Here is a 22,623-nt window from a genome sequence, read left to right as displayed (position 1 = left end):
TTGCCGTTATTGCCAACAGGTCATTTCAGCTCATTCCCACCCCCAATACCCGGCAAACAGGCGGTTTAAAGGGCTTGCCGCCCGGTGCTGTCACAGAACCGTCACGCTCCGTGCCTAGCTTGCCCTCCCAGTTGCCGGGCCACTTGCCTGGCGTTAACGGACTCTTTGGGGGAGGACATTCATGTACCAGCGCAGCAGTCATCCGCGCCGCGGCACCGTCGGGATCTTCAGTTTCACGCTCACGGCGTTGACCATGGCGTTGGCCAGTGAGCGGTTGAGCGCCGCAGACGCCACGGCCAATGTCGAGCATGTCGAAGTGGTCGGTCAGGCGGCGAGCATCGATTCGGCGCTCAAGGAGCAGCGCCGCTCCGACAACATCGAAAGCGTGGTGCATGCCGACGGCATGGCGCAGTTGCCGGACGAGAACGTCGCCGAAGCGGTGCAGCGCCTGCCGGGTGTCAGTGTCGAACGTGATCAGGGCGAGGGGCGGTTTGTCAGCGTGCGTGGCTTGGGCCCGGACCTGAACAGCGTCACCATCAACGGCACGCTGGTGCCTTCGCCGGAAAGCGAACGCCGCGCCGTGGCCCTCGATGTATTGCCTTCGGAGCTGGTGCAATCGCTGTCGGTGATCAAGACCCTGACGCCGGATATGGACGCCAACTCCCTGGGCGGTACGGTCGATGTTCGCAGCCTGTCGGCCTTCGATCACCCTGGTTTGTTCTACACCGGCAGTAGCGAGGCCAGTTACGACAAGAACACCCACCAGACCAGCCCGAAATTCTCCGGCGCGGCCAGCGACCGTTTCAGCCTGGGCGACGGCATCGATAACTTCGGCGTGGCGGCAGCCCTGAGCTGGCAGAAGCGTGACTTCGGTTCGGACAACGTCGAAACCGGTGGCGCTTGGGATTTCCAGCGTGGTGCGCGGCTGGAGGAGTTCGAGCAGCGCGACTACGACATCAGCCGGGAACGCACCGGCGGGGGCCTGAACTTCGATTACAAGCCCGATGACCTGAGCAGTTATTACCTGCGCACCCTGTACAGCCGCTACAAGGACAGCGAGACCCGCAACTCCACCAGCATCGCGTTTGCCGACCCGCAGGCGGCTGGCGAACTTGGCGATGCCGAAGGCAAGCGCAAGCTCAAACAGCGCGAAGAGACCCAGGAAATTCAGTCCTACGTGTTGGGCGGTGAACGCCTGTTCGGCCTCTGGACCCTCAGCGGTCAGGCCGGTTACAGCCGCTCCAGTGAAGACAGCCCCGGGCACATCGCCAACGCCGCCTTCGATGCCAATGACGATTTCACCGACAGCGGCTTCTATAGCAACGACAAACCACGGCCGATCATTGGCCAGGGCTTCTACGACCCGAACAATTTCACCCTCGATAAAGTCGACTGGGAAAAACAGAACACCACCGACACCGAGAAAAACCTGCGCCTGGACCTGGCCCGGGATTACGATCTCAACGGGTACGCCTCGCAGGTCAAGTTCGGCGGCAAGGTCAGCCGGCGCAACAAGGACAACGACCTCGACGCCTGGGTCTACGAAGACTTCGACGACCTGGGGTTCAACGATGAACAGCTCAACCTCAGCCAGTTCCGCAAAGGCTCGGTGGATTACCGTCTCGGTCAGTTCGGGCCGGGCATCAGTGGCAGTGCGATCAAGCAGTTGATCGGCGGGCTGAACCGGGACGATTTCTACGATCCCGTGGAATCGGCGGTCAACGACTTCAAGATGAGCGAGGACATCAACGCCGGTTACCTGATGAACACCTTCGACATCGACGATTGGCGGTTCATTGCCGGCTTGCGCTACGAGGGTACCGAGTTTGATGCCAAAGGCACCGGCGTCAGCGATGGCGAGTTCGAGGCCACCGACACCAAACGTAAATATCACCACTGGTTGCCGGGCTTGCATGCGCGTTACCAACTGGACAAAAACACCCAGGTGCGAGCGGCCTGGACCAAGACCGTGGTGCGCCCGACCTTCGGTCAATTGGCGCCGGGGTTTGTCATCGACGGCGACGAGGCGACCTTTGGCAATCCTGATCTCAATCCGCTGGAGTCGAGCAACCTCGACCTCGGTATCGAGCACTTCATGGGACGTGCCGGCACGGTCTCGGCTTTCGTGTTCTACAAGGACATCAAAAACTTCGTCTACAACACCGATCTGGCCGGCACCGGTGCCTGGGTGGACTTCGCTGAAGCCCACACGTTTGCCAACGGTGACAGCGCAAAACTCTACGGGCTGGAGCTGGCCTATTCGCAGCAGTTCGACTGGCTGCCGGCGCCGTGGAACGGCTTGCTGGTCGGGGCCAACGCCACCTTTAGTCGTTCCGATGCCGAGATCGAAGGCTTCGACGCCGCCAGTGGCACGAACCTCAAACGCAGCATCGATTTGCCGAACCAGTCGGACACGGTCGGCAACCTGATGCTCGGTTGGGAAGACGACAAGCTGAGCCTGCGCCTGTCGGCCAACTACAAGTCGGACTACCTCTACGAACTGGCCCCGATCAACGACAAGGCCCACGACCTGCACGTCGATGCCCAGACCTTCGTTGATTTCAGCGCGCGCTACTCGCTGACGAAAAACCTGCAAGTGAGCTTCGAGGCGCAAAACCTCACCGACGAGTCGTACTTCGTCTACACCGGCAACCGTTCCTACAACGGCCAATACGAAGAGTACGGCCCGACCTACAAGCTCGGCCTGACTTTCACCCATTTCTAAGTGCCGGGACGGCAGCCCAGTGCTGCCGTCGCGATGGATGCACGACAAGGACTTTGCCTGTTCATGACTATTTCTTTGCGACACACACACTGGCTGCTGGCCGCGATGATCAGCCTGGCCGCTGGCCCGACCCTGGCGGCGACGCCTGGCCTGACGCTCACGCCGTGGGCGCCGAACCTCAAGGTCGAGGAACTGGCGTTCCTGTCCGCCGATCAACGCCTGGCGGTCAGCCCCCGTGATGGCTTGCTGTTGCTGGACGCCAAAGGCGTCGAACTGGCACGCATGAACGGTGCATTCAGCAGCCTCGACAGCCGTGCCACCGCGCAGCAGGTGTTCGTTGCCAGCCTCGACACCAGCCGCCAGCAAGCGCTGGTGGTCGGCCTCGATTCGGCCAAGCGCACGTGGGGTACGCCGCTGTATTTGCCGACGCGGGACTTCGGGGTGAATGGCCTGTGCCTGTACCGTGACGACGCGAGCAATCTGTTTGTATTTCTGGTGGGCGAGGAGGGCAAGGGTGAGCAATGGCTGCTGGGCAACGGCAACGTCCTGAACGCCCAGGCGCAAAAGGTCCGCAGTGTGCCGCTGCCGCCGTCCGCGCAATTTTGTCAGGTCGACGACGCTGCGCACCAACTGGTGGTCAACGAAGAAAACGTCGGTTGGTGGGCGTACCCGGCACACGCTGAAGCTGATGTGACCCGCACGCCCGTGGCGATGCGTGAACCCTTCGGCGACATCAAGGGTGCCGCCGGTGCGCTGGCGCTGGTCCCCGGTGGCGTCGTCGGGCTCGATCCGGAAGCGGCGCAACTGCACCTGTATCAGCAGCAGGGCGAACGCTGGACGGCTCAGGCAACCTTGCCGTTGGCCGGGCTCAAGGAACCGGAAAGCCTCGCCCTGCGTAACACCGACAAAGGTTTGCAGGTGTTGATCCGTGACGATGCCGACGGGCGTGTGTACCAGGGTCAGATCGACTGGCAAGCCAAAGCGGTTGCGCTGGCGCCAGTGTTGCCGAACGTGGCGGCGCGTGTTCAGACCGATCCGGTGGCCCGCCAGGGTGATGCTGCGGACGATCCGGCGATCTGGATTCACCCGCAACAACCGTCCCTAAGTCGGGTGCTGGGCACCAATAAAAAACAAGGCCTGTTGGCGTATGACCTGCAGGGAAAACTGCTTCAGGAGTTGCCGGTCGGGCGCTTGAACAACGTCGATGTTCGACCCAACTTCAAGCTCGGTGAGCAGACAGTGGACCTGGCGGTGGCCAGTCACCGCGATCACAACAGCCTCAGCCTGTTCGCCATCGACCGTAGCAGTGGCGAGCTGCGCGACATCGGCGAAGTGGCCACGCCGCTCAAAGACATCTACGGCATCTGCCTGTTTCAACCGGCCAGCGGTGAGATCTACGCGATTGCCAACGACAAGGACGGCACCTTCCTGCAATACCGCCTCAGTGCGGCAAATGGCCGGGCCCAGGGTGAGCTGGTGCGCCAGTTCAAGGTCGACAGCCAGCCGGAAGGCTGCGTCGCCGACGACCAGCGCCAGCGACTGTTTCTGGGTGAGGAGGATGTCGGGGTCTGGGCCGTGGACGCCCGCGCCGATCAACCGGCGACGTTGACCAGCGTGATCAAGGTCGGCGCGCAGTTGCAGGCGGATGTCGAAGGCCTGGCGCTGTATCAAAGCGCGGGGCGGGATTATCTGGTGGTGTCGAGCCAGGGCAACGACAGCTACCTGGTGCTCGACGCCGAGCCACCGTTCGCCAGTCACGGCGCGTTCCGGGTCGGTTTGAACGCAGCGGCTGGCATCGACGGCGCGTCGGAAACCGATGGCCTGGAGGTGACCTCGGTCAACCTCGGCGGCCCCTGGAGTCACGGCATGCTGGTGGTGCAGGACGGCCGCAAGCGCATGCCCGAGCAAGCCCAGAATTTCAAATTCGTGCCCTGGGCCGAGGTCGTCCAGGCCCTGAAGCTGCCCTGATCCGAACCGTCATCATTCGGTCATCAATTTTCCATCGAATAGCCTCGCGACCGTTGCGCATCAACGGTCACGCGGCACCCCACAAGGAGTTTCACCATGCAGGCCACGCTCGAACACATGACGATCTGGGGGCTGATCAGCGACGCCAGCCTATTGGTCAAAGCCGTGATGCTCACGCTGTTGCTGGCCTCGTTGCTCAGCTGGTACCTGATCATCCAGCGCAGCCGTGTGCTGCACCGCCGCGAGCGCGGGTTGAACAGCTTCATGCAGCGTTTTCGCAGTGCACCGGAGCTGCTGCCGTTGCTGCGTGAAACGGCACAGGTCAAGGACGTGGACGCCGGGATCGAGCCGATTTTTCGCGCAGGTTATCAAGAGTTTTGCCACCTGAAACAGCAAGCCGGTCACCACCCCGATGTGGTGCAGGAGGGCGTCGAGCGGGCGCTGTACGTCGCCATCAGCGAGGAGGAAGTGCGCCTGGAAAAGGGTCTGCAGTTTCTCGCCACGGTCGGCTCGGTGAGTCCTTACATCGGTCTGTTCGGCACGGTGTGGGGGATCATGAATTCGTTCATCGGCCTGTCGCAAGTGCAGCAGGCGACGCTCTCGACCGTCGCGCCCGGCATCGCCGAGGCATTGATTGCGACAGCGATTGGCCTGTTCGCGGCGATCCCGGCTGTGATCGCCTACAACCGCTTCGCGGCGCGTAGCCAGACCCTGCTCACGCGGTACTACGCCTTCGGCAATGAGCTGCAAGTGCGCCTGCACCGCACGTTGCACGGTGCGCCATTGAACCTGGCCGCTGCGGCCTGAACGGAATTCAAGGAGAGGCAAGATGCTAGTCAGGCCGCAACGCAAACATGGGCCAAAGGCCGAGATGAACGTAGTGCCCTACATCGACGTGATGCTGGTGCTGTTGGTGATCTTCATGGTGACCGCGCCGATGCTGACCCAAGGGGTAAAAATCGAGCTGCCCAAGGTCGCCAGTGAGGCCCTGGCCAACGACACGCGCCAGCAGATCCTCACGCTGTCGGTGAAAGCCGAGGGCGGTTATTACTGGAACCTCGGCGGTGAACTTGACACCCAGCACCAGACCGACAGCGCCGTGGGCCTCGATGAACTGCGCGCCAAGGTCGAACAGATCATCGCCCAGCGACAGGACACGCAGGTGTATATCCGAGCGGACCAGGACGCCGGATACGGTAGCGTCGTGGCGGCCATGGCGGCGTTGCAACAGGGCGGCGTCAGCAACCTCGGGCTGGTGACCGAGGCCCCGCAATGACCACGATGATCCTGCACGACTCGGCACCGCTGGCGACCGGGAGGTGGACCTCGATGAAGCGCAGCGACCTCTGGCAGCACAGCTTTGCGGCAGGACTGGCGGTGGCGCTGCATGGCGTCGTGGTACTGTTGTTGATCAACAACTGGTCCCCCGAAGTGCCGGCGGTAAAACCACCGAACGTCATGACCACACAGTTGGTGATGTTGGCGCCGACGGTGCAGCCACCTGCGCCTGAACCAGCACCCATGCCGGTGTCCGAGCCTGTGGTCGCAGCCCCGGCAGCCGTGACGCCGAGTGTGCCGGTTGAACCGGCCAAGCCGCAGATCGACCCGCAGATCCAGGCACGCAAGCTCGAGCAGGCAGCCCTGGCGCGCAAACGGGTGGAAGAGCGCCAGCGCGAACAACAGGCCGAGCAGCAACGTCAGCAACTGGCCTCTCGGGAGCGCGAGCAGGCCGCCGAACAACAGCGTCAGGCGCAACAACAAGCGCAGCAAGCAGAGCAGGCCCGACTGAGCGCCGAGCGCGCCCGGCAACAAGCCGCTGCGGACAGCCGTCAGTACCTGCCTCTGAGCAAGGAGGCGCCGGAGTATCCGGCACGGGCGCTGGACAAAAATATCGAGGGCGACTGTTCCGTGGAATACACCGTCAACCCGAAGGGCCAGATCGAAAACCCCAAGGTGCTGGATGGCTGTCACCCCTTGTTCATTCGACCGTCGCTGGCGGCCGCGCAAACCTTCCGTTATCAGCCGCGCATCGTCGACGGTGTCGCCGTTGCAGTGCCGTCGGTGCGCAATACCTTTCATTTCAGGATCAAGTGAGACCTATCGAGCCCTCGCTGGCAACAGGTAAGCTATCGCCCTGTGCTCGGTACTCGTTATGAATGAATGTCAGGAATGTAAGGAATGATCGTGGAACTCATGATGAGAAGTCGGCTTTTTGCGGTGCTGATGGGCTTGGTATTTATCGCGCTGGACCAATGGGTCAAGGTGCAGGCGTTAGTCAGGTTGCAATCGGACAGTTTCAAACTGGGGGGCAATTTCGCCTGGCTTGATATCGCGTTGAGCATGAACCCTGGCGCCTTCCTGAGCCTGGGTGCAGGGTTGGCGCCGGGCGTGAAGCAGCTGATTTTCATCGTCGGTGTGGCCGCTGTGGTGTGCTGGGCCACCTGGTGGTCGTTTTCGCGTTTTGCCAGCGCTCCGATGAGAGCGGCAGCGGTCTATCTGATCGCTTTGGGTGGTGCGTCCAACTTGATTGATCGCGTGTTTCGGGAGGGGCATGTGGTGGATTACATGGTGCTTAACCTCGGGGCGGTGCATACCGGTGTTTTCAATATTGCGGATGTTGCGATCATGGTTGGGGCGGGTATGTTGATTTGGGTTGAAGCGAGAAAAAACCGTCGCCAAATGAAATGATAATCAAACTTTTCAACCCCGAGGGAGCAGGCCTTGCCTGGTCCCTCGGGGCTGAGGTGTCTTGCGAAGACCTTCAGGAAAACAGTACCGGGTCAGAACGTCTGTCCCAGGGAAAACTGGAACACTTGCGTGTCGGCATCGTCAGGTGTTCGAACCGGCAGCGCCAGGTTAAAGCTCAAGGGGCCCAAAGCGCTGTACCATGGTGCATAAAAAAGGATTGGTTAGCGGTCAGAAACGGGTGGATGGTCTCGTCCCGTATGACTTCTTTTGCGAAGATAATCCGGCGATCAATCTGTTCGTGTTTACAGGCTCTGCCGCCCAGGACAAAGCGGTCGATGAACAGACACTCTGGGGCTTTACCCGTCTGGAACGTTTTGAGGCGCTGACCGGCACTCTCATGTCGAACAAAAAGCAAAAAGGCTGGTTTCAAACAGTCAACGTCCTCACCGGTCCTGCCAAGAACGGTACCCAAAGTGTGAAGTTTCAGCGGGTGCTGAAAATCATCAAACATGTCGGTGCATCGGGCCATGGCGACAACAAGGCTGAATACGAAATCCTGACGGATGAAGGCGATATCTACTTCACCCGCCGGTCTGCTGCGTCCAACGGTACGCAAACCATCATTTACGCTGCGGACCACTAAAGCACCCTTGGATGACATGAATTCACTGACGATACGTCGAGCTGAATCATGGTCCGGACGGCAGTTCTGGAGCACGGGAGATTGCCCCCTCGGCCTGATGATGATCGGCCTGGCGAAAAAGGGCGCCGGCACCTGGGACATCGCCTTGAACGTCGATATCAGCTGAATAGCCATAAAAAAGGCCGCTGCACACACAGCGGCCAGAAGCCGTCTACCGTTTTACAGCGGGAGGCCGTTACACCCGATAAGACTCAAACTTTCGCCGGGTTCTGTTTCTCCGGGTCAATCCCATAAAGCGCAATTGCCTCAGCTACTTTTTCCCTTGGCACCCCTCCGTCGTCGGCCAGCGCTTTCAAGGCCGACAACGCGATGAAGTGGCGATCCACTTCGAAAAACCTGCGCAGCGATTCCCGGGTATCCGATTGGCCGAAGCCGTCGGTGCCCAATGCCACGAAGCGCCGCATGGGCACGAACGGGCGGATCTGGTCGGCGAATATCTTCATGTAATCAGTCGCGACCACCACCGGACCCTGTTTATCTTGCAGGCAACGTTCAACGTGACCGATACGAGGTGCCTCATGCGGGTGCAGCAAATTCCAGCGTTCGGCCTCCTGGCCGTCCCGACGCAGTTCGGTCAGGCTGGTGACGCTCCACACTTCGCTGCTGACATCGAAGTCCTGCTCCAGCAACTGCGCGGCGGCGATGACTTCTTGCAGGATTGAACCGCAGCCCATCAGTTGTACGTGCTTGCCTTCGTTTGGCTGCGTCGGGGCCGAGAGCCGATACATGCCTTTGAGAATGTCCTGCTCGACACCTTCGGGCATGGGCGGATGGGCGTAGTTTTCGTTCAACAACGTGATGTAGTAGTAGATGTCTTCGTTTTCGACATACATGCGCCGCATGCCATCCTGGATGATCACGGCCAGTTCATAGGCGAACGTCGGGTCGTAGGACACGCAGCACGGTACGGTGGAGGACAGCACATGGCTGTGACCATCGTCATGTTGCAGGCCTTCGCCCATCAGCGTGGTTCTGCCGGACGTAGCGCCCAGCAGAAAACCTCGGGCGCGTGCATCGCCAGCCGCCCAGGCCAGATCGCCGACGCGCTGGAAACCGAACATTGAATAAAAGATGTAGAAGGGCACAGTCGCCACGCCGTGCGTACTGTACGAAGTACTTGCCGCGATCCACGAAGAAATCCCGCCGGACTCGTTCAGTCCCTCCTGCATGATCTGCCCATCCCGCGCCTCCTTGTAGTAACTCAGTTGACCGGCGTCCTGAGGGGTATACAACTGGCCGACGTGGGAATGGATGCCGATCTGGCGGAACAGGCTTTCCATGCCGAAGGTGCGTGATTCGTCCGGGACAATGGGCACGATCAGCTTGCCGATATTCGGGTCTTTGAGCAGCGTGCCGAGGATGCGCACAAACGCCATGGTGGTGGAAATACCGCGTTCGCCAGTGCCTTTGAGCTGGGTGTCCAGGGCCGACAATGGCGGGATCTGCAACGGCTCGACCGCGCTGAAGCGGGCAGGCACGTAACCGCCCAGTTGGGTACGCCTGGCTTGCAGATAAAGGGCCTCGACACTGTCCGCTGCCGGTTTGAGGTAAGGCATGTCGCCCAGTTGATCGTCGGTGAGTTCCAGCGCGAAACGATCACGGAACGCTTTGACCGCGTCCTCGCCCATCTTCTTGAGCTGATGGTTGATGTTCTGGCCTTCGCCTGCTTCGCCCATGCCGAAGCCTTTCACGGTCTTCGCCAGAATGACCGTTGGCCCGCCAGTGTGGCGCATCGCGGCGGCGTAGGCGTTGTAGACTTTTTCCGGGTCATGGCCGCCGCGAGAGAGCTTCCAGATTTCTTCGTCGCTCAGGTCGCTGACCAGCTCCAGCAATTCGGGGTATTTGCCAAAAAAATGCTCACGGACGTAAGCGCCGTTTTGGGATTTGTAGTTTTGATAGTCGCCGTCCACGCATTCCATCATCCGCTGGCGTAGCAGGCCGCTTTTGTCCTTTTCCAGCAGGGCATCCCAACCGCTGCCCCAGATCACCTTGATCACGTTCCAGCCGGCCGCCCGATACAGGCTTTCAAACTCCTGAATGACCTTGCTGTTGCCGCGCACCGGTCCGTCCAGACGCTGGAGGTTGCAGTTGACGACAAAAATAATATTGTCGAGCTTCTCTCGACCCGCCAGGGAAATCGCCGCCAGGGATTCCGGCTGGTCCATTTCTCCGTCACCGAGAAACGCCCAGACTTTTCGGCCTTGATGTTCTTTCAGGCCACGGTCTTCGAGGTAGCGCATGAATCTGGCCTGGTACGCGGCGGTGATCGGTCCGAGTCCCATGGACACCGTCGGAAATTGCCAGAAGTCCGGCATGAGCCTTGGGTGCGGATAGGACGAGACACCGTCGCGGTCAGTCTCGCGGCGGAAGTTGTCCAGCTGCTCTTCGCTCAGGCGACCTTCCAGATAGGTGCGCCCGTAGATGCCCGGTGAAGAGTGGCCCTGGATATACACCATGTCGCCACCAAACTGCTCGGTGCGCCCACGGAAGAAATGCTCGAAGCCGACGTCGTACAGAACGGCTGCCGAGGCATAGGAAGCGATGTGCCCGCCCACGTTCGAATGTTTGCCGGCGCGCAGCACCATGGCCAAAGCATTCCAACGGATGTAGGCATTGATCCGGCGCTCTATGGTCAGGTCGCCAGGGTAGGGTTGCTGACGGTCGACCGGGATGGTGTTGACGTAGGGCGTGGTGACGCGCCCGTAAAAATTACCATGGCGGCTGGCATCGAAATCCAGCATCTGATCGATCAGGTAGTGAGCGCGGGTACGCCCTTCGACGCTCGCCACCGATTCGATGGAATCGAGCCATTCGCGAGTTTCTTGTGGATCCTCGTCGAGAAACAGGGGTTGTTGTGCCATCGTCGTCTCCTGGACAGTGCAGCAGCACCGAGTCGTTGGGTGCCTGGCTAAGGGGCGTGGGTAGACGCCAACCAAAAAGAGTATTTGTAGTTGCAGTTGCAACTACATGCGAGAACTTAGCCCGCCGCGCGCTACAATTGCAACTAAATCGATGTCATGAAAAAGGTGATGCATGTCTTCAAACGATCCGGATACCTGGTTCAGATTCGTCAGGGCCCACCGCTGCCTGATCCGGGAAATCGAGCGTCGACTGGCGGCCGCCGGGCTGCCGGCGTACGCGTGGTACGACGCGTTATGGGGCCTGGAAAGCGGCCCCGAGGGCACCAGACGCATGAGCGAATTGGCTGACGTGATGGCGATCGAGCGCTACAACCTCACCCGCTTGGTGGATCGTCTGGAGGCCGAAGGCCTGGTCACACGCAGCCGTGCCAGCGATGACGGCCGGGGTGCGTTTGCTGCCATTACCGAGAGCGGGAAAGTGCTGCGTAAAAAAATGTGGGAAATCTATGAAGCGGCAGTGGACGAGCTGTTTTTGTCGCAATTCGACGACGAGCAACAGCGATTCCTCAGTGACGCGCTTGAGCGGGCCGCAATGGCAGCGCGCAACAGTGGGCGAGCGGGCTGAGCGTTGTCCTGTCACTGCAGCAGATAACGCTCCATGGCCTGTTCGACACACGCCTGTGCGATAACACCTTCCTGGGCCAGAGCTCGCAGAGCGAGTGCCACGATCCAGCGTTTATCCACCGAGTTGCCCGAAGATGTGTCGGTTGAATCCGCGCCGATCGCCACGAACCGTGACTGGATATGCCCACCGATCTGATCGGCGACATGCTGGGCATAACCGGTCACCGCCACCACCGGGCAATCATCGGCACTCAGGCAGTCGAGCAGATGCGACGACCGCCGTGGCAAGCCGGGATGCATCCGGTTCCAGCGTTGTGCCTTGTCCGCATCACGGGCCAGGCGGGTGTAGCTGGGGCAGCTCCAGAGTTCGCTTTCGACGCCCCAGTCATCACGCAACATCTGCGCCGCTGAGGCCACCGACTGCAAGGCCAGCCCTGCGCCCAACAAGCGGACTCGAGGTTGCCCGGCATCTGTATCAAACTCGTTGAGCTTGTACATGCCCTTGAAGGCCTGGCTCGCACTCAGGCGGCTGATGGGGGCGACGAAATCATCGGGTTCATCGTGAAGCGCCATGTAGTAGAAGCCCGCATTGCCTTCCACATACAAACTTTGCAATGCCGCTAGCGCAATGGCGTGCGCTTCGGCACCGCTGGCGGGGTCGAAGGGCAGGCAGTGCGGGTTGGCGGCCAGCCAAAGCGGAACCCAGGGGTGAGCGCCTTTAGGCCAGCGGGAGGGCAGGGTTTCTATGTCATTGCACAGGATGCCCCGGCGGGCAGACTCGTTTGAAAGTGCGCAAAGTTCGGCTGATGTCGCAGAACGGGTCAGGTACAACAGCGGTTTTTCGCTGGCGCAGGCAGTCGGGCTGAAGCGCAGAGGCCAGGCGCTGATACGTGTGTGACAGGTTTCGACTTGAGACTGCGTGTCGGACCGGATGACCCAGACATGCCGGGCCGTTCCCGGATCCCTTTCCAGTCGGTTGGCGATATCGATCATGGTGTAAAGCGGAGAGGAGAAGCCGGCGGTGTGTTGATGGGCCAGGGTTCGGATTTTATCGATGCAGGCCTGAGCAGCAAGGCAGGTATCCGGTGTTTTGCTGAAGCTGGAAAAGCCGATCATGTTCCACAAATCTCCATGCGTTCCTTCATGCCTGCACCATACTGCACGCCTCAACATAATTGCAAATGCAATTAGATTGCCGTGGAATGGAGTCTCCTCATGAACGCGCCTTACCCATTGCAGTCGTTCGCAAAAGCCAATAACTCGCCGTACGTGATCCTCTGAAAAATGAACGGGTTGCCTTAAAAACGACGAATGTCCAATGTCGCGCGCAATCCACCGGACGGACGATTCTCCAGTCGAATCTGCCCACCCAGGCGAAATGCGATGGCCTGGACGATGGTCAATCCCAGACCTGCTCCCTGGGCATTCCCACGGCTATAGAATCGCTCGAAGAGTCGATCACGCTCTGACTCGTCAATGCCTGGCCCCTCGTCCTCCACACTTAACGCGTAGTGATCCTCTTTTTTCATCAGCCTCACGGTGATCAGTCCTTGAGGCGGGGAGAAGTTTGCGGCATTGGTCACCAGATTGTTCAAGGCGATGTGGATGGCTCCGGCGTCGACTTTGACATGGCTGACTTCGTCGACAGTATCGAACGCCAGTTCAAGTCCCTTGCTCAATATCCAGGGTGTCAGTTGAACCAGACTCTCTCGAACCGTTGCCACCAGATCGATGCTCGGGGCCTCCTGTGTTTCAGACTGCGGTTCAATACGCGCCATCGTCAGCAGTTGATTGACCAGCCGAGTGGTACGGTCCACACCGTCGATAAGGTGCTCAAGCGATTCGAGCCGATCTTCCTCGTTCCGTGCCTCCATCAGGTTTTGCGCATGTACCCGGAGCACCGCCAGTGGTGTACGCATCTCATGGGCGGCGTCGGCGATGAAGCGTCGCTCGCGACCCATGACCTCTTGAATCTGCGCCAACACACGATTGAGGGCCGCCTGCATGGGTTCGAGTTCAGTGGGCAAGGGCGTCAATTGCAATGGCTCAAGAGAACCCGAATGCCTGGCTCGCAGGGTTTTCGCCATATCGATCAGCGGTTTCAGCCCCCACCCGATTGCCATCCAGATCACCACCGCAAGCACCAGGCTGCCTATCAGGTTGGGCACTACCGTGTGACGGACAATCCGATCCACAAGATCGGCTCGTACGTCGTCACGTTCTCCCACCCAGATCTTCAGACCATATTGCGGGTCATCCAGTACAAACGCGCGCCACTTTCGGCTGGTGACGTCAGTAACGTCACTGAAACCCGGTTTGACCGGCGGGGCGGTAAAGGAAGGCGCACTGGTCGTGTGAACCAGTAGCGCTCCTTGTGAGTTCCAGACTTGAAAAGCGATTTTACTTTCATACGGATGGCCATCCACTTTCGGCGCCGCCTGGCTCAACGCCTGATTGAAAGCCCGATACAACTCGGCGTGTTCTTCGCTGGCCATGGGCATGCGCATGACGCCCTGCAACAGACGAGCGTTCTGCGCCAGTTGAGCGTCGTACACCTCATCAATTTCATGATTGCTGTCGTGTAGATTGAACGCAGTCATGATCAATAGACCGAGAAACAAAAGTACGAGGATGAGCGTGAGGGTGCGGCGCCGGATAGAGTTCATCGGCGCTCCTGCACCAGGTAGCCGACGCCGCGAATGGTGCGGATCAGGTCACTGGAGAACTTCTTGCGCAAGTGATGGATGTGCACTTCCAGTGTGTTGCTTTCTGCCTCCTCGCTCCAGCCGTAGAGTAACTGCATCAGGTGATCGCGCGTCATCACCCGGCCCGGAGGCGAAAGCAGTTCATGGAGCAACTGATACTCCTTGGGGGTCAAGGCTACGGATTCGCCGTTATAGCTCACTTGCTGCGTAGTGGGGTTCAAGCTGATGCCCGCGTGTTCAATCAGCACTTGGGCGCGACCTGCGCTACGTCGCAACAAGGCACGCAGGCGAGCCTTGAGTTCAGCCAGGTCGAACGGTTTGATCAGGTAGTCGTCGGCGCCGGCATCCAGCCCGGCGATGCGATCTTCGGTAGCGTCACGCGCAGTAAGGATCAACACCGGCAGGTTGGAGCCACTGTCGCGCAGGCGGCGCAGGACCTCCAGCCCGTCCATACGTGGCAGCCCGAGATCCAGCACTGCCAAATCGAAGGTTTCGCTAAGCAGCGAATGCAGCGCACTGTTGCCATCGCGTAACCAGTCGACGGTGTAACCCTCTCGGTCGAGCGCCTGATGGATACCTTCACCCAGGGCGATGTCATCCTCGATCAGTAATAAGCGCACACGGACTCCTGTCAGTCGAGTTTCTTGTTCACGTCCACCAGCAAACTTTCGATCTCTTTGCGGCGCCCGGCATCAGCCGTTTCCCGGCCTGGCCGTGGTGCAGCTTGCAGCGCTTTTTGCAGCACTTGTCTGGCGTCGGCGTAGTGTTTTTGGCGGTCGAGATGATCCCCCCAGAAGTACAGACTATCGATGCCGTTCGGGTTCAGTTGCAAGGCCTGTTTGAGTAGCTGCTCGGCTTTGTCCGAATCGCCGAAACCGATGGGCCAGCCGGGAACCCGGTCGTACAACGCGCCGAGGCTGGTATAAGCCGAGCCTTGCAAGGCTTTGGGGTCCAGGGTCAGGGCTTTCTCCAGATCGACCTTCGCGTCCTTGACCTTGCTCAGCGCACCCAGCCCGCCTTGGGCTCCGGCCCAACTGCTGGTGACGATGCCGGACCAGATCCAGGCTTCGGCCACCGTTGGACGCTCCTGAGTGAAGGTTGAGGCCTGGCTGGCAAGTTTCTCGAATGCTGCCGTGCGCTGGCCCTCAGGCAGTTCGTACTGAATATGCGCCCAGCTTTGCTGGATGCCGGAGAGGCGTTGCTGGTCAGCGGAATCCAAAGCCCAAACGCTTTGGCTCAAGGCACCCAATAGAAGGCAAGCGGCGATTTTCTTCATGGCTTGTGGTTCTCGTTGTCGTTCTTCTGACTCAAGCGGCGGATCAGCGGCAAATGCTTGCGCAAGCTGCGGTCCACCAGGTTGGGTAACAGGTTATTCAGGCGCACAAAGAAACGCTCCGGCCAGCCCAGGTACACGTTGCGATGGTCGCTGGCGATGGCGTGGATGACCGCCGAGGCAACGGTTTGCGGATCGTCGACATTGGATTTGAGCGCGTCATTCAACGCCTGCGCCGCCGGGCTGTTCATGCTCGTGCGGGTGGCGCGTGGCGCGACGTACAAGACGCCGACGCGGGTGTCTGCCAGTTCCCGGCGCAGGGCCTCGGAGAAACCGCGCAAGGCAAACTTGGTGGCGCAATAGCTGGCGTAGCCGGGATAGCCGATGGAGCCGTAGGTCGAGCCGACGTTAACCACCATTGCACTCTCTGCTTGCTTGAGCATCGGCAGGAAGATTTTAGTCAGGCATATCGGCACGCTGATGTTCACCGCCAGCATCGCGTTGATGTCACTGTCATCCAGTTGATCAAGCATGGCGAAGTGATTGACCCCGGCAGCGTTGATCAGCAGGTTGATACCGCCGATTTCTTCGGCGGCGCTGAGTACTTTGCATCGGTCGGAGCGAAACGTCAGGTCAGCACCGACCCAGCACAGATGCTGCGGGTAGCGTGTCAGCAACGGCTCCAGGGATTCTCGATGTCGAGCCACCGCCAGCACGCGGGCACCCCTGGCGCACAGGGCTTCTGCGATGGCCAGGCCGATTCCGCCGCTGGCACCGGTCAGTACTACGCGAGCCTCAGTCAGACGCATGCAGGTTCTCCGCTTCACGCGGCAAGCCACGGAACATGTCGGCGTAAAGTGTGTACACCACACGGGATGCGTGAATGACCGCCGCCTGATCGTCCGGATCTTCGAGCTTGTCCATCAGCCGGCGATAGGTCTGCATGTGTTCGATATCAAGGGAGCCGTGAGAGCTGAGGTAGGTGAAGGCAGTTTCCGGCAAGTCCAGCCGTTCACGAATGCTGTCGGCCGCGTGGGTGGCGAGGGCGATGCTGGTGCCTTCCAGCACGTTGACCATGCCGAACAGGCCCACCGGGTTATCCCGCGCGATCAGGTCGTAGAGAAAACTGACCATTAGTTCGATCGGCAGCGATGGACGACCATCGCGCACGGCAGCTTTATCGCCGCCGCAGGCCTGTATGTCATTGAGTACCCATTGTTCGTGACCGTATTCGTCTTCTATGTACTCGCATACCGCTTCACGTAGCCACTCCAGGCGCAAGGGCAGTCGCGCGCCACAGGCCATCATCAACGGTACGGTATGACGCACGTGGTAGTAAGCCTGCGCCAGAAAGGCCCGGTAGCTTTCCAGGCTGACATTGCCACCCAGGGCATCGCGGATAATGGGCAGGTTGAACAGTTCGCGCCGTTCCTGTTGCGTGGCTTCTTGCAAGGTGTCGAAAAAACTCATGATGCGGATTCCTCGGAAAGTCCCGATTCAGTCAGTTGCGCCCGGTAACGCTCGATGATCGCGTCGCGGCGTGGTCGGCCATTGGCAGTCAACAAGCCGTTGGCGGGCGTGAAGGGTTGACCCAGCCGGGTCCAGTGATGGACTTGGGCGTAATTGGGCAAAGACTCGTTAACCTCGGCCACGGCAGCGGCCAATTCTTCGTCGGTGCAGTCCGCTCGGTGGGGCCAGAGCAGCGCGTGGTTGCCTGGCATGGCTTCGCCATAAACGAACGCCTGGGCGATATGCCTGCGTTGAGACAGTTCCGCCTCTACCCACTCCGGGTTCACGTTGCGGCCGAAACTGGAGACGAACTGGTGCTTTTTGCGTCCCGTCAGGTAGAGAAAACCTTCAGGGTCGAATTCGCCGAGGTCACCGCTGGGCCACCAATCGTCGGTGTGCGGTGGCTCTCCCAAATAGCCCAGTAACGCTGAACCCTTGATCAGCACCTCGCCATCGTCAGCGAGTCGAATTTCCACGTGGGGCAAAGCCCTGCCGACACTGCCGGGGCGGCGTGCCCCTGGTCGATTGAGGCAGACCACCGAGGCGCACTCGGACAATCCGTAACCTTCATAAACGGGAACACCAATCCGCTGGGCACGTTCCAGTAATTTTTTCGAAACCCTTGCGCCACCCACAGCGGCAAAGCGCAACGTGTGCGGATTAAAGAGTTTCTGTTCAGCCGCGCCGACCAGCATCAGCAGCAATTGCGGCACCAGAATCAGGCTCTCGGGCGCGCGTGTGGCAAGGCAACCGAGCAACGTCGGTACATCAACGCCGCTCGCCCCGCGGATACCGAGGGTTTTCTGACTGGGCAGACTCAGTGTTGCGCCGGCGTAAAGCGCGGCGTAAGAACCCAGGTTTTCCAACAGAATCGCCAACGGCAGCACCGCCAGATGATGCCGAGGATCGGTGGGTTGGCTGGCCTGATGCAACTCGCGAGCGACGCGCAACAGGCTCTCGGCGCTGAGGCATACGCCTTTTGGTGTGCCTGTGGTGCCAGAAGTGAAGGTCAGCTTGGCAGTGCCCTCAGGCATCTGGGTCGGACCACTGAAGGTCTTGCACCAGAACTCACCGGTTTTTTCGTAGCCGACCGTTTGCAGTTCGGCATCCAGTTCCGGTTCCGCAATCACCCGTTCCGCCTGGCTCAGTTCCAGACAGTGCTGGCGCTGAGCCGGGCTGAAAAAAGCTGGCAGCATCAGGCAGGTCAGGCCTTCGAACAGCGCCGCCAAATCCCAAAGCATCGTTTCGACACCATTGTCCAAGGCCAGCGCAACGACCTTGATGTCCTCATCGCGCAGCCGCTGTTGGCGATACATGACCTCAGCGTAAAGCGTGGCGTAGTCGATTTTCAGTCGATCGCCCCACAAGGCAATGGCGTTGGTCTTGCGTTCGGCATGGTCACGTAGCGTCTTTTTAAAATGCGTCATTTCAGGCGACATGACTGGCCTCCTCGATGGACGTTGGCAACCCCAGACGATTGAACAAACCGATGTTGCGCAGATGGATGAAGCCGGCGCGGATGTTGCCGACATGCACCCACGGTTTGCTGTCGTAGTAACTCCCCCAACTGTGGCGGTCATCACCGAGCCGTGCTGGATCGGCAGCGCAGAGGGTCACGGGTTTTAACCCGAGCCGGTGGAAGCTGTTAACCAGTCCGATGTTGCCGGTGAAGGCCACCCATTCCAGTCCGCCCATGGCCAGCAGATAAGTGATGGCAATGATGCTAAGGCGCGCACTGCCGGTATCGCTGGCGGCCAGGTTGCCCACCTCAACGATGCCGGTGCGGTCTACGGTCTGGTTGGCCGCAGCGCTGATGAGTGGATCAATTGGCTCATCCAGGTAACGCTCCAGAAACAGCTCTTCGGTATTGGCCAGACGCACGCCGGCTACCGCGCAGAGTTCACCCGACGCGTTGTTCAGACCAAACAGTTCTGGCATGAAATGACGAATGTCGGCGCCGTGTGCCTTGCGAAAGCGTTGTTGGATATAGGCTTCGAAAACGGGGCGTCGAGTTTCGTCCGGCAAGGCCCTGACCAGACTTATCGGTGGGGTCTCGGCTTGGCCAAAGTGCAGCGGTAAAGGAATGTGCCAGTCAAAATTGGGCATTGAAAATCGCCTCCCCAGTCAGTTTGGGAGGAGTATCGAGGGCGTTTCTTAACGAAGTCTGAAGATCGCAAAAGACATCGCTGGAGTCTCTTCAGATTGCCTTAAGGCTGGGCGGGCAGGGTGCACACTTGATTCGGTAACTCGCCGGATTGTGGCCGGGCGAACAACTCGTCCGCTGTAATGTTTCCTTGAGGCTCTGTATGACCCCCGACCCGATAGCACATCGTTATGGAAAACTGTCGATCACCTTGCACTGGCTGATGCTGGTGCTGTTTATCGGCGTCTATGCCTGTATCGAAATCAAAGGGCTCTTGCCGCGCGGGCACGCCTTGAAGGGTTTGTTTCTTGGGCTGCACGGGCTCTTCGGGATGAGCATTTTTATCCTGGTCTGGGTGCGTTTGCTCGGGCGCTTGACGCCCCGCCCTCCAATTACTCCAGCCTTGCCCGCATGGCAGACAGGGCTTTCTCACTTGATGCACCTGGCGTTGTATGGGCTGATGATCGCCACGCCGCTGCTGGCCTGGCTGATGCTGTCGGCAGGGGGCAAGCCGATGCCATACTTCGGGTTCTACCTCCCGTCGCCCGTGGCGGTTGACCCGGACATGGCCAAGCAATTCAAGTACTGGCACGAATTGCTCGGCAGCAGCGGCTACTGGCTGATTGGCTTACACGCGGCGGCGGGTTTGTTTCATCACTATTGGGTTCGGGACAACACGTTAACCAGAATGCTGCCTAAACGCTTCTGATCGGCGCCCGGTCTGTCGTCGCGACTGAGCTTCGCCATGACGGTTGCTCTGTAGGGTCCATTTAAGAATTTTCTGCCTCGGGCGCACGGAAGGCTTTGCTGTAGTAGCCGGACGAGTCGAAACAGCAAACCTGCTTCTTGCCGGATGCCAGCATGTCGCAGGCATCACTTACTCGTTTTGCGCGTGTCTTGAGTTGCTTGGCTGAAGTCATCCAGTGAATCCAGTCGACTCGTGCGAGGGTCGTCGTCGTGTTCCAGACTTTATGCGCCTCAGGTGTGGCGGCCAGTGCCTCCTGGAAATCGGGTGGGATGGCAGGGTCGGGTTCCTTTTTCACAGGGGTTAGCGCTAGCGTAACGATATCGCCGACGGCGATGCCTGCGGCTTCGAGTAACTCTTTACTGACCTGCAGCCAATGGCTCAGCTGACCGTCCGGCTCAAGGGTTGCCAGAAAAGGGTGCCCATTGATTGTGCCTTCAACTGTCGTCCTTCCTCGCCTCGGAAGCCGTTCACTGGCGTCTTTTGGCAGAACCACGAACGCCCACGACGTATCATCACCAGGCTTTGCCGGACGAAGAAGCTTTGCTACGAATCGAAGCTTCACATCGATTGTTGTCATTGCGACTGCTCCAATGGATACGCCTGACTGTTGCCTTGAGGCAAGATCAGTACAGAAGGTCGACGCTGGTCTGTCCAGCAGTTGCTGCTCTGAGCTGACGGGGCTCTAGACCGGGCCGGTAGTTTCTGCGCCAACTGTGCCTAGGGCTGCTGGTAAAGCCTGACTTCGGCTACTCGGTACATTTCTGACACGAAGGACATCTTCAAGTACCTCCTTGAAGATCGGTGCTGCAATCGCTCCCCCGAAGTAACCCTTGGCAGAGGGCTCGTCTACCAGTACAGCCATAATGAACTCAGGCGCGTTGGCCGGCGCGATACCCACGAACATGGCTCTGTATTTATTGCTTTGATACCCGCCTCCGGAGGCCTTGCGAGAGGTCCCGCTTTTACCCGCAATGACATAACCGTCGATCGCTGCGCGCTTTCCGCCTGCTCCAGCGCCATCGACTGCACCCACCAGCATCTCCAGAATACTTTTGGCAACCTCCGGGCTTATGACATTGCGGGGTTGCTGGGGCTCCCCTTTGATTATCGACAAGGGGAAATTGATCAGAGTGGGTCTTCAGTGACCTGCCGGTTTCTGTGCTTTTGCCAGCACCAACAACAGCAAGCATGCCAATAACGCCGCACTCAGGTTGTAGAGCATTCCCGAGATAAAGGCAGAAACGTAGTGTCCCTCTCGCACAATCGTTTCATCGCCTGCAGCAAGTCCTGTACGGAAAAGAATGCCAACCACTGCAACCCCCAGCGCCGCGCCGATCTGCTGGACGGTTGAAATCAAACCCGAGGCCATTCCGGCCCTGGCTTCATCGACAAAACCCAGCACCAGATTGAGCAGCGGCGTCATGATGAGACCCTGGCCAGCGCCGACCACCATCAACACGGGAATCAGCCGCATTGGCGCCAGGGCGGCGCCGGCCATCTGTACCTGTGCAATCAGTACACCGATCGAGATCGCGTAAACCAGCGCACCCGCGACGATGGCCTGCGATCCCCACCGTCTCACCAGGTACGGTGCAGATAGCGATGCCAGAACAAAGCCCACACTGCAGGGTGCGAAAATGCTGCCTGCGGTGAAGGGGTCGAGTCCCAGTCCTGTTTGCATTAACAAAGCAAAGCACAAGAAAAACGAACTGGACGTGGAATAAACCACCAATATCAACAGCGTACCCAGCGCGAAGCGAGGCTGGGCCAGCAGTTGCATATCCACCAGTGGCAAGCCACCCGCTGCCCGGCGTCGTTCTTGCTGGCGATGGAACAGTGCAAGCATTGCCAGTGCTGTACCCAGTGACCACAAACTCCAGGCCGGCCAGTCTTGCGCGGGTCCCTCGATCAACGGCACCAGCAGCAACACCAGTGCGACGCTCACTAATACGGCGCCTGTCCAGTCCAGCGTGGGGCGCTGCGGCGCGCGAGATTCTGGTATGTAACGCGCGGCCGCCACGGCGCATAGCCCGATGGGAACGTTGATCAGAAAGATGTTGCGCCAGCCCAACCCGAACAGATCGGCATGCACCAGCCATCCACCCACTACCTGACCCGCGATGGCCGCCAGGCCTAACGTCATCCCCAGCAAACCGAAGGCTCGGCGGCTGTCGTCGCCATTGAAATTAACGCGAATGGAGGCATACACCTGGGGGAACAGCAGGGCGGCCATCAGTCCTTGCAGCACTCGCGCGCCAATCAGAAAACCAGGGGTGGGGGCCAACCCGCACAACGCCGATGCCACCGTGAAGCCGGCCATGCCGATCACGAATAAACGGCGCCGACCGAACAAGTCGCCCAGTCGGCCCCCCATAATCAGCAGGACCCCGAACGCCAATTCATAACCGGCGACGATGAAGCCAATCTGCGAGAAACTGGCATTGAGCCGCACCTGCAGGCTGGGGATGGCCACATTGACCACGAACAGATCGAAGACGGTCACGAAACCAGCCAGCAGCAGTACAGACAGGCCGAGCCAGGGAGTGCCGCGGGAGGTCGCGACGGGCAAGGCAGCAGAGGATAAAGGTGTGTTCATCAGGCGTATCCGAATCAGTGAATATTGATTCTCGACCGCTTTCTTAGACGCTTACAATCTAACCATTTATGCTGTTACTG

At 59.6% G+C, this 22,623-nt stretch carries 22 protein-coding genes and 1 pseudogene; 10 read left to right on the top strand and 13 right to left on the bottom strand.

The genetic code is table 11. From position 1 onward, the window contains the following. Window positions 1-181: 181 nt before the first annotated feature. From ACA063_RS17700 to ACA063_RS17675, 6 genes are all read left to right on the top strand, one after another. Window positions 182-2,725 carry a TonB-dependent receptor gene (locus ACA063_RS17700; protein WP_497662713.1) on the top strand — a complete coding sequence of 848 codons (2,544 nt, stop codon included), beginning with the start codon at window positions 182-184 and terminating at the stop codon, window positions 2,723-2,725. 105 nt (window positions 2,726-2,830) lie between these two features. Next, entirely contained in the window at window positions 2,831-4,693 is a 1,863-nt protein-coding gene (locus tag ACA063_RS17695) for a phytase (protein WP_497666544.1), read from the top strand. 96 nt (window positions 4,694-4,789) lie between these two features. Beyond that, window positions 4,790-5,500, top strand: coding sequence for a protein TolQ (gene tolQ / locus ACA063_RS17690; protein ID WP_497662712.1), 711 nt, complete (start codon window positions 4,790-4,792; stop codon window positions 5,498-5,500). Window positions 5,501-5,522: 22 nt separating this feature from the next. Next, the gene (gene tolR, locus ACA063_RS17685; protein WP_194693607.1) at window positions 5,523-5,969 is read left to right on the top strand and encodes a protein TolR; all 447 of its coding nucleotides are present in this window, start codon (window positions 5,523-5,525) and stop codon (window positions 5,967-5,969) included. Continuing rightward, a complete protein-coding gene (locus tag ACA063_RS17680) occupies window positions 5,966-6,787 on the top strand; it encodes an energy transducer TonB (protein WP_497662711.1) in 822 nt (273 codons plus the stop codon). The genes tolR and ACA063_RS17680 overlap by 4 nt, the downstream gene beginning before the upstream one ends. Before the next feature lie 84 nt (window positions 6,788-6,871). Next, window positions 6,872-7,381 (top strand): signal peptidase II, encoded by a 510-nt coding sequence (locus ACA063_RS17675; protein ID WP_497662710.1) that lies wholly within the window; start codon window positions 6,872-6,874, stop codon window positions 7,379-7,381. 92 nt (window positions 7,382-7,473) lie between these two features. Here ACA063_RS17675 and ACA063_RS17670 read toward each other — a convergent pair. Further along, window positions 7,474-7,581 (bottom strand): annotated as a pseudogene (locus ACA063_RS17670) (BamA/TamA family outer membrane protein); the annotation flags it as partial. Here ACA063_RS17670 and ACA063_RS17665 point away from each other — a divergent pair. Both ACA063_RS17665 and ACA063_RS17660 read left to right on the top strand, forming a co-directional pair. After that, a complete protein-coding gene (locus tag ACA063_RS17665) occupies window positions 7,581-8,024 on the top strand; it encodes a hypothetical protein (RefSeq protein ID WP_497662709.1) in 444 nt (147 codons plus the stop codon). The pseudogene ACA063_RS17670 and the gene ACA063_RS17665 overlap by 1 nt on opposite strands. A gap of 16 nt (window positions 8,025-8,040) precedes the next feature. Beyond that, window positions 8,041-8,190, top strand: a complete 150-nt coding sequence (locus ACA063_RS17660) for a hypothetical protein (protein WP_497662708.1) — start codon at window positions 8,041-8,043, stop codon at window positions 8,188-8,190. Window positions 8,191-8,275: 85 nt separating this feature from the next. Here ACA063_RS17660 and aceE read toward each other — a convergent pair whose 3' ends face one another. Next, a complete protein-coding gene (gene aceE, locus ACA063_RS17655) occupies window positions 8,276-10,945 on the bottom strand; it encodes a pyruvate dehydrogenase (acetyl-transferring), homodimeric type (RefSeq protein WP_497662707.1) in 2,670 nt (889 codons plus the stop codon). A 172-nt stretch (window positions 10,946-11,117) separates the two neighbouring features. On the opposite strand from aceE, the gene ACA063_RS17650 reads away from it, so the two are divergent. Then, window positions 11,118-11,570: a MarR family winged helix-turn-helix transcriptional regulator gene (locus ACA063_RS17650; protein ID WP_497662706.1), complete on the top strand. Its 453-nt coding sequence runs from the start codon at window positions 11,118-11,120 to the stop codon at window positions 11,568-11,570. Window positions 11,571-11,581: 11 nt separating this feature from the next. Here the strand turns inward: ACA063_RS17650 and ACA063_RS17645 are convergent, their stop codons facing one another. The 8 genes from ACA063_RS17645 to ACA063_RS17610 all read right to left on the bottom strand — a co-directional run bounded on the left by ACA063_RS17645 (window position 11,582) and on the right by ACA063_RS17610 (window position 19,162). Continuing rightward, window positions 11,582-12,685, bottom strand: a complete 1,104-nt coding sequence (locus tag ACA063_RS17645) for a transketolase-like TK C-terminal-containing protein (protein ID WP_497662705.1) — start codon at window positions 12,683-12,685, stop codon at window positions 11,582-11,584. A gap of 182 nt (window positions 12,686-12,867) precedes the next feature. Further along, on the bottom strand, window positions 12,868-14,235 hold the full coding sequence (locus ACA063_RS17640) for a sensor histidine kinase (protein ID WP_497662704.1): 1,368 nt from the start codon (window positions 14,233-14,235) through the stop codon (window positions 12,868-12,870). Further along, complete coding sequence (locus tag ACA063_RS17635) at window positions 14,232-14,894, bottom strand: response regulator (RefSeq protein WP_497662703.1); 663 nt, start codon at window positions 14,892-14,894, stop codon at window positions 14,232-14,234. The genes ACA063_RS17640 and ACA063_RS17635 overlap by 4 nt, the downstream gene beginning before the upstream one ends. 11 nt (window positions 14,895-14,905) lie before the next feature. Continuing rightward, on the bottom strand, window positions 14,906-15,550 hold the full coding sequence (locus tag ACA063_RS17630; RefSeq protein ID WP_497662702.1) for a tetratricopeptide repeat protein: 645 nt from the start codon (window positions 15,548-15,550) through the stop codon (window positions 14,906-14,908). Next, complete coding sequence (locus tag ACA063_RS17625) at window positions 15,547-16,356, bottom strand: SDR family oxidoreductase (RefSeq protein WP_497662701.1); 810 nt, start codon at window positions 16,354-16,356, stop codon at window positions 15,547-15,549. The genes ACA063_RS17630 and ACA063_RS17625 overlap by 4 nt, the downstream gene beginning before the upstream one ends. Then, the gene (locus tag ACA063_RS17620; RefSeq protein WP_497662700.1) at window positions 16,343-17,017 is read right to left on the bottom strand and encodes an iron-containing redox enzyme family protein; all 675 of its coding nucleotides are present in this window, start codon (window positions 17,015-17,017) and stop codon (window positions 16,343-16,345) included. The genes ACA063_RS17625 and ACA063_RS17620 overlap by 14 nt, the downstream gene beginning before the upstream one ends. Further along, window positions 17,014-18,495: an AMP-binding protein gene (locus ACA063_RS17615; RefSeq protein WP_497662699.1), complete on the bottom strand. Its 1,482-nt coding sequence runs from the start codon at window positions 18,493-18,495 to the stop codon at window positions 17,014-17,016. The genes ACA063_RS17620 and ACA063_RS17615 overlap by 4 nt, the downstream gene beginning before the upstream one ends. Further along, on the bottom strand, window positions 18,485-19,162 hold the full coding sequence (locus ACA063_RS17610) for a thermostable hemolysin (RefSeq protein ID WP_497662698.1): 678 nt from the start codon (window positions 19,160-19,162) through the stop codon (window positions 18,485-18,487). The genes ACA063_RS17615 and ACA063_RS17610 overlap by 11 nt, the downstream gene beginning before the upstream one ends. 200 nt (window positions 19,163-19,362) lie before the next feature. On the opposite strand from ACA063_RS17610, the gene ACA063_RS17605 reads away from it, so the two are divergent. Continuing rightward, window positions 19,363-19,908, top strand: a complete 546-nt coding sequence (locus ACA063_RS17605) for a cytochrome b (protein WP_497662697.1) — start codon at window positions 19,363-19,365, stop codon at window positions 19,906-19,908. A gap of 61 nt (window positions 19,909-19,969) precedes the next feature. Here the strand turns inward: ACA063_RS17605 and ACA063_RS17600 are convergent, their stop codons facing one another. From ACA063_RS17600 to ACA063_RS17590, 3 genes are all read right to left on the bottom strand, one after another. Continuing rightward, complete coding sequence (locus ACA063_RS17600) at window positions 19,970-20,524, bottom strand: YdeI/OmpD-associated family protein (protein WP_497662696.1); 555 nt, start codon at window positions 20,522-20,524, stop codon at window positions 19,970-19,972. Window positions 20,525-20,629: 105 nt separating this feature from the next. Further along, a complete protein-coding gene (locus ACA063_RS17595) occupies window positions 20,630-21,061 on the bottom strand; it encodes a penicillin-binding transpeptidase domain-containing protein (RefSeq protein ID WP_497662695.1) in 432 nt (143 codons plus the stop codon). 24 nt (window positions 21,062-21,085) lie between these two features. Further along, entirely contained in the window at window positions 21,086-22,543 is a 1,458-nt protein-coding gene (locus tag ACA063_RS17590) for an MFS transporter (RefSeq protein WP_497662694.1), read from the bottom strand. Window positions 22,544-22,623: the final 80 nt, after the last annotated feature.

Source organism: Pseudomonas sp. LBUM1643 (genome assembly GCF_059716215.1).
The sequence above is the reverse complement of the archived record's forward strand: the minus strand, read 5'-3'. Positions and strand labels throughout refer to the sequence as shown.